The organism is Mucilaginibacter sp. (assembly GCF_028288185.1).
Lineage (GTDB): Bacteria > Bacteroidota > Bacteroidia > Sphingobacteriales > Sphingobacteriaceae > Mucilaginibacter.
This window is the reverse complement of sequence record NZ_JAQBOF010000006.1, coordinates 1-3,141: the sequence shown is the minus strand read 5'-3', so window position 1 is coordinate 3,141 and position 3,141 is coordinate 1. Positions and strand designations below refer to the sequence as shown.

The following is a 3,141-nucleotide window of genomic DNA, read 5'->3' as shown; positions in this document are numbered from 1 at the left end:
TTTTACCGCTTAAAAAAGAGCAATCTGTTGCGGTAATAGGCCCGTTAGCCGAAAGTATTTATTTAGGTGGTTACTCCAATACTGAAGGAAAAGGCATAGCTATTTTAGACGGACTAAAGCAAAGGGCCGGTAATACGCTGCAAATTAAATACGAACCGGGCTACTCTTTAAACAACGCATCAAATGATCTTCAGGAGAAAGCGGTTAAGCTGGTTCAAAAATCAGATGTTGCCATTGTTGTATTAGGCGAAGACATGGATAAAGTAGGCGAGGGAAAAGACCGGGCAAACCTCGATCTGGATGAACGTCAGTTGAATTTGATAAAAGCCATCCATCAAACCGGTAAACCGGTTGTGGCTGTATTGTTTAACGGCAGGCCACTCACTATCAATTGGGTAGCCGATCATATCCCGTCTATTGTTGAAACCTGGTTTTCCGGCGAAAAAGGCGGATTAGCCATAGCGGACGTATTATTGGGTAAAGTTAATCCTTCGGGTAAATTGCCTATTACTATTCCACGTTCCATAGGGCAGTTGCCGTTTTATTATAACCATAAACCAACGTCTTATCATAAATATGTCGACGAAAGTAATACGCCTTTGTTTTCTTTCGGTCACGGACTTAGCTATACAACTTTCAGCTATTCAGATCTGAAGATTGAATCGCCAAAAATTGCGGTCAATGGTACAGTGAACGTAAGTGTTAAAATAAAAAATACAGGAAAAGTTGAAGGTACCGAAGTAGTGCAAGCCTATATACGTGATGTGGTATCCAGTGTAACACTGCCTGTAATGTCATTAAAAGGATTTAAGCGCATAAACCTTAAGCCCGGTGAAAGCGGTATTGTGAATTTTAAGATCAATAGCGATGAACTGGCCCTTTGGAACCGGCAAATGAAAAAAGTAGTTGAGCCCGGAGAGTTTAAAATAATGATTGGCAGTTCATCTCAGGATATAAGGCTAAAGGATAGCTTTTGGGTTATGGCAAATAAATAATAAAACTGCTACTATTAAAATAAATAATATATGAACCTGCCAATTAAAAATTATGCTGTTCAATTAAGGCTGTTTATAGTATTACTATTAACGCTGCAAATTAGTCTGTTGCAAAGCGTTAAGGCCGATACCGATCCTTACACGCCATATATAAACAGTGTTCCACAGGTACAACAAGTGCTCAGCGAAGTAAATTCGGGAACAGGTTCGTCGGCAATTACAACCCGGAAATTTATATTCGGTTCAAATAACAATATCAATTCGGTATATGCTATCATGGCTTATCCCCAACAACAAGGTGTATATCCAGCTTTGCTTATTTTACATGGTGGGGGGAGCAAAGCTGAGGATGTGTATCATTTAGTTGAGGCGTATGCACAACGTGGATATGTAACCTTTGCCTTTGATATGCCCGGGATATGCAATGCCAAAAACACGCCAAATTCTTCAGGTCCATGGAAATCACGTCCGGGAGGCGAAGGGCCACGATTTGATATTGCAAACGGTTTGCAAAACAGCACATTGGTTGATGCTGAAGTTGCCGGGATAGAAGCATTTAATTTTGTAAGCTCACAAAAAAATGTAGATGTTAAAAATATAGGTATAACGGGTTTTTCATGGGGAGGCTATTCTACTACCATGCTGGCCGGCTTGTTAGGCAAGCGGGTAAAAGCTGCTTATTCTGTATTTGGATGCGGTTATTATGAAAAGGGATCATTCTGGACTAAAATTATTGCAGACTTGCCGGAAACAGTAAGGGAGCCCTGGTTAAAATATTTTGATGCGGGCAGGCGCGCGCCAAACATTAAAGCGCCTTATTTTTTAGAAGCCACATCCAATGATACCTACTTTTGGCCGGAGGCCGTAGAAAACACGCTTAAAGCCATTCATTCAACCAAAAACCATGTATGGGATCCCAATTTTAATCATAAGCAAATGCCTGCAGGACCAATGATGCAGCAAATTTATTTTGATCATTATTTAAAAGGTATTGGGCAGCCGTTCGGCATAGCAAAAATTACGCGCGAACAATTGCAGGCGGATAGCAGTAAGAAAATTACGATCAAGGTTAATATGCCCGCAGGCATAACTGTTTCATCGGTCATATTATATTATAGCGAGCCAACGCAAAACTGGCAAACCCGTGTTTGGGTGCCACTTACAGCCCTGGGATCGGGTAACAGCTATACGGTAAGCATCCCGGCTGATATGGTGAAAAAGGGTGTTGATTATTATGCATATGTAACTGATGACCGTACAGTTGCGGTGGCAAGTGATATGTATAATACATTGCATAAATTAGAGTAGAATTATAGGTAATCAACAACCATAAGATGATGAGATCATTTTTAATCCCTTTTTTAGTTCTTAGCTTTTGCTTACAGGTTTCGGCGCAAAACAATCCTGTTAAAATTGCTTGTATTGGCGCAAGTATTACTTACGGTGCAACTATTGCCAATCGCGAACAAAACTCTTATCCGGCGCAGCTGCAAAAAATGCTCGGAAGCAATTACACGGTTACCAATTATGGTGTAAGCGGCACCACTATGCTCCGTAAAGGAGATTCACCTTATTGGAATACCACGGCATACAAGAATGCGCTTGCAGCTTTACCTGATGTTGTTTTTATAGACCTGGGTGGTAACGACAGTAAACTGATCAACCGTAAATATTATAGTGAGTTTGAGCAGGATTGTCATGATCTGGTACAGTCATTTGCTCAACTGCCGTCACATCCGCGTGTAGTATTAATGGAAGCTATGCCTTCGTGGGTAAAAGACACAACCGCTATATGGGATCCGGTTATTGTAAAAAAGATCAACCCGTTTATACAAAACGTAGCCTTTAAAGATCATATAGAGCTGATAGATATGCATTCGCCTTTTGTTGACCAGGAGGCTAATACACCCGATAAAATCCACCCCAATAAAGCAGGCGCCACTATTATGGCCAAACTAATTTATGAAAATATCGTTCGGGAAAAGGATACTAAGTTTGATGTTTTCAACCATATTGACATCCCGCAAAAAACAAGCTCATTTTATGGCTATCCATGTGCCGATTTTACATTAGATGGCCGTAAATGTAAAGTTGTAAAGCCCAAATGGTCTGCTAAAGGGCATCCCTGGATATGGCGCGCCCGGTT

At 40.8% G+C, this 3,141-nt stretch carries 3 protein-coding genes; all 3 read left to right on the top strand.

What is annotated here, in order from left to right; translation table 11 throughout:
• Nucleotides 1-995, top strand: a 995-nt coding sequence (locus JWQ34_RS02225) for a glycoside hydrolase family 3 C-terminal domain-containing protein (protein ID WP_299353286.1), incomplete at its 5' end; no start/stop codon positions are given.
• A 30-nt stretch (nucleotides 996-1,025) separates the two neighbouring features.
• Nucleotides 1,026-2,303, top strand: a complete 1,278-nt coding sequence (locus JWQ34_RS02220) for an alpha/beta fold hydrolase (protein ID WP_299353284.1) — start codon at nucleotides 1,026-1,028, stop codon at nucleotides 2,301-2,303.
• Between the two features lie 26 nt (nucleotides 2,304-2,329).
• A partial coding sequence (locus JWQ34_RS02215) for a GDSL-type esterase/lipase family protein (RefSeq protein ID WP_299353281.1) occupies nucleotides 2,330-3,141 on the top strand: 812 nt, incomplete at its 3' end.